Source organism: Nocardia farcinica (genome assembly GCF_029867845.1).
GTDB classification, from domain to species: Bacteria; Actinomycetota; Actinomycetes; order Mycobacteriales; family Mycobacteriaceae; genus Nocardia; species Nocardia farcinica_A.
The window spans coordinates 1-3,565 of sequence record NZ_JARWRU010000276.1 but is presented as its reverse complement, the minus strand read 5'-3'; the positions used below and the strand labels follow the sequence as shown (position 1 = coordinate 3,565).

General features: G+C 70.4%; 4 protein-coding genes. All 4 read right to left on the bottom strand.

Annotated elements, in window-relative coordinates; all coding sequences use genetic code 11:
- Positions 1-58: 58 nt before the first annotated feature.
- Positions 59-715, bottom strand: coding sequence for an SMC-Scp complex subunit ScpB (gene scpB / locus QH283_RS05715; protein WP_280501966.1), 657 nt, complete (start codon positions 713-715; stop codon positions 59-61).
- A 35-nt stretch (positions 716-750) separates the two neighbouring features.
- Entirely contained in the window at positions 751-1,695 is a 945-nt protein-coding gene (locus QH283_RS05710) for a segregation and condensation protein A (RefSeq protein WP_432420669.1), read from the bottom strand.
- Entirely contained in the window at positions 1,692-2,525 is an 834-nt protein-coding gene (locus tag QH283_RS05705) for a ParA family protein (protein WP_280501964.1), read from the bottom strand. The genes QH283_RS05710 and QH283_RS05705 overlap by 4 nt, the downstream gene beginning before the upstream one ends.
- A gap of 375 nt (positions 2,526-2,900) precedes the next feature.
- Positions 2,901-3,565: tyrosine-type recombinase/integrase (locus QH283_RS05700; RefSeq protein WP_280501963.1), on the bottom strand; the 665-nt coding region annotated here is incomplete at its 5' end.

Genomic DNA, 3,565 nt, shown 5'->3' with positions numbered 1-3,565 from the left:
GGTGTGCCATCTCGGCGAGCGGGGGTATTCATCTGTCCTTAGTCAACTCTCGTGAGGGTCAATCCTCGGCGCCGAGGTCCAGGTCGGCCTCGGCAGGTCTGCGCAACCTGGTGTAACGGGGGTCCGTCTCCAGGCTGTCGTTGATCTCGTCGATCAGGTCGACGCCGGGAAGCAACGGCGCCAACGGCGGCAGGTCCGACAGCGACGCCAGCCCGATCCGCTCCAGGAACAACTCGGTGGTGCGATAGAGCGTGCCGTTCGTCTCCGGGTCGGTCCCGGCTTCGGCGATCAGGCCGCGGGCGAGCAACGTGCGCATCACGCCGTCGACGTTCACGCCGCGCACCGCGCTCACCCGGTTCCTGGTCACCGGCTGGCGGTATGCCACGACCGCCAGCGTCTCCAACGCCGCCCTGGTCAGTTTCGTCCTGGCGCCGTCGAGCAGTACGCGCTCCACATACGGTGCGTACTCGCTGCGAGTATAGAAGCGCCAGCCGTCACCGACGAAACGCAGATCGATGCCGCTGCCGCGCGCGGTCAGCTCCGCCGACATCTCCCGCAGCACCCGCTCCACCCGTTCGGCGGTGTCGTCCAGGGCGGCCGCCAGCTGCTCGACCGGCGCGGGAGCGTCCACGACGAGCAGCATGGCCTCCAGCGCGGAACGGAATTCCGGCTCGTCCAGCGGGGCCGTTTCCCCCGGTGGGGTGACATCGGACACGCCGGGGCCGGGCGCCCCGGTGTTCGAGACCTCGTTCACCCGTAATCCTCCTCGATGGTCACGCTCGTCTGCTCGCCGTCGGCGGGCTCACCCAGCCAGCTGATGGCCAGCGGTCCCAGCGGGTCGGGCTGGTCGAACTCGATGGTCTTGCCGCGGTAGAGCTCGAGCAGCGCCAGGAAGCGCGCCACGATCTGCACCGGCAGCTCGCAGTCGGCGACCAGCTCGGCGAAGGTGGTCCAGCCACCGGGACCGCGTGCTTTGAGCATCTCCAGCACCAGCGCCGCCTGCTCGGCCACCGAGATGGTGTGCTGGTGCAGGTGATCGAGCCCGACCTTCGGTGCGGGCCTCGGCCGGAACGCGGCGGCGGCGATATCGGCGAAGCCTGCCACATCCACCCCGAGGGTGACCTCGGGCAGCAGCCCGGCGAAGCGTTCCTCCAGGCCGACCGAACGCGGGTAGCGCCGCAGCGCCACGGCCTCCAGCTCGCCCAGCAGCTCGGCCACCTGCTTGAACGCCCGATATTGCAGCAACCGGGCGAACAGCAGGTCGCGGGCCTCGAGCAGTTCCAGATCCTCGGCGTCGGTCATCTCGCCCGCGGGCAGCAGGCGCGCGGCCTTCAGATCGAGCAGGGTGGCGGCCACGACGAGGAACTCGGTGGTCTGGTCGAGGATCCTGTCCGCGCGCAGGCCGCCGCTGTCGGCGTCCATGCTCGCGGTCATGGCCTTGGTGTAGGCGATGAACTCGTCGGTGACCTGTGCGAGGGCCACCTCGGTCACGTCCAGCTTGCGGGAGCTGATGAGACTGAGCAGCAGGTCGAACGGGCCCTCGAAATTGCTCAGCTTCAGCCGGAAACCGGTGCCGGACTCACCGTCCGGCGCCACCGGCACATCGGTGTCCCGCGCTGTCTGTTCGGGTGCTGCCTGGTCGGGTGGTACCTGGTCGAGAGCGCTCGGCGTCGCAGGGTCGGCGGCCGCGCTCACCGGCCCGACCGGTGGATGACTTCCCGTGCCATCGCCCGATACGCCTCGGCTCCACCGGACTTCGGCGCCCAGGTGGTGATCGGCTCGCCCGCCACACTGGCGTCGGGAAAGCGGACGGTGCGCGCGATGGCGGTGTCGTAGACGACGTCGCCGAACACCTCGACCACACGCGACATCACCTGACGCGAATGCAGCAGCCTGGCGTCGAACATGGTGACCACGATGCCGTAGAGGCTCAGCCGCGGGTTGAGTCGATCACGCACCTTCTCCACGGTGTCGTTGAGCAGCGCCAGGCCGCGCAGCGAGAAGTATTCGCACTCCATCGGGATGATGACCCCGTCGGAGCAGGCCAGCGCGTTGACCGTCAGCAGGCCGAGCGAGGGCTGGCAGTCGATGAGGATGTAGTCGTAGCGATCGCGCACCGGCTCCAGCGCCCGGCCGAGGGTCTGCTCCCGGCCGACCTCGTTGACCAGCTGGATCTCCGCCGCCGACAGGTCGATGTTGCTGGGCAGCAGGTCCATGTTCTCGACCTTGGTGCGCATCAGCACGTCGTCGATGGAGGTGCGGCCGCCGACGAGCAGGTTCTGCACGGTCAGGTCGAGGTCGTGATGGGCGACGCCGAGCCCGGCCGATAGCGCGCCCTGCGGGTCGAGGTCGACCAGCAGCACGCGGCGGCCGTATTCGGCCAGCGCCGCGCCCAGGTTGATGGTCGAGGTGGTCTTGCCGACCCCGCCCTTCTGGTTGCACATGGCCACGATCAGCGCGTCGCCCGGCACCGGCGGCGGGGGCGGGTCGGGCACCCCGCGCAACGGACGCCCGGTGGGACCCATCTCGCCCGTCTCGGGGACCGGCGGCACGCCACCGTCCCAGAGGGTCTCGGACGCCGAGTCCGCGTCGTCGACCGGGCGCAATCCGGTCGGCTGCGGTTCGATGTCGTCGCCTGCCTGGGCCGGTGCTCCGTCACGCGACCCCATGGCACCGTAGGGCGGCTGCGCCGCACCGGCTGTCGTCACGATCCGCTGCTCCTTATACGTTCCTGCCCGTTGCCGGGCGTCACCAGGACGCCTCGCCCCCGATTGCCTCTTGCCGAGCGTAACGAGGCCGATCGGACCCGACCTCGCTTTCGTACGGTCCAGCTCACGTCAGACGCTACCGCCTGCCTGTACGAGACACGCGATCGGACACGCACCGAGAGCATGTGGCGCTCACCGCGCGCGGGGATGGGCGCTGGCCCACACCTCGCGCAGCGTGCTGACAGTGACCAGGGTATAGATCTGCGTCGTCGTCACCGAGGCGTGACCGAGCAGTTCCTGCACCACCCGCACGTCGGCGCCGCCGTCGAGCAGATGCGTGGCGAAGGAGTGCCGCAGCGTGTGCGGGGACACCGCCGCCCCGATGCCCGCCCGCTCGGCCGCGGTCTGCAACACCTGCCAGGCGCTCTGGCGTGAGAGCCTGCCACCGCGCGCGTTGAGGAACAGCGCACCGCCGGTGCTCACGCCCTTGCCCGCCGCGGCCAGCGCCGGTCGACCGCGCACCAGATAGGCGTCGACTGCGGCCAGAGCGGGCCGCCCGATCGGGACGATGCGCTGTTTGCCGCCCTTGCCGCGCAGCAGCACCGCGCGCTCGGCGGTGTCGAGATCGTCGACGTCCAGACCGATCACCTCGGAGATGCGGGCGCCGGTCGAGTAGAGCGGTTCCAGCAGCGCCCGATCACGCAGCGCGCGCGGGCCGCCGTCGGCGCCGTGCCCGCCCTCGGCGTCGGCCGGACCGCCGCCCGCGGCCTCCAGCAACCGAGCCACGGTGTCGTAGGGCAGCGCCTTGGGCAATCTGCGCGCCGGTGCGGGGGGCTTGACAGCGCGGGCCACATCGG

Bases quoted from the DNA above. Each gene is read 5' to 3' on its own strand.
- QH283_RS05705 (WP_280501964.1), bottom strand. From the start codon at position 2,525: ATGGGTCCCACCGGGCGTCCGTTGCGCGGGGTGCCCGACCCGCCCCCG.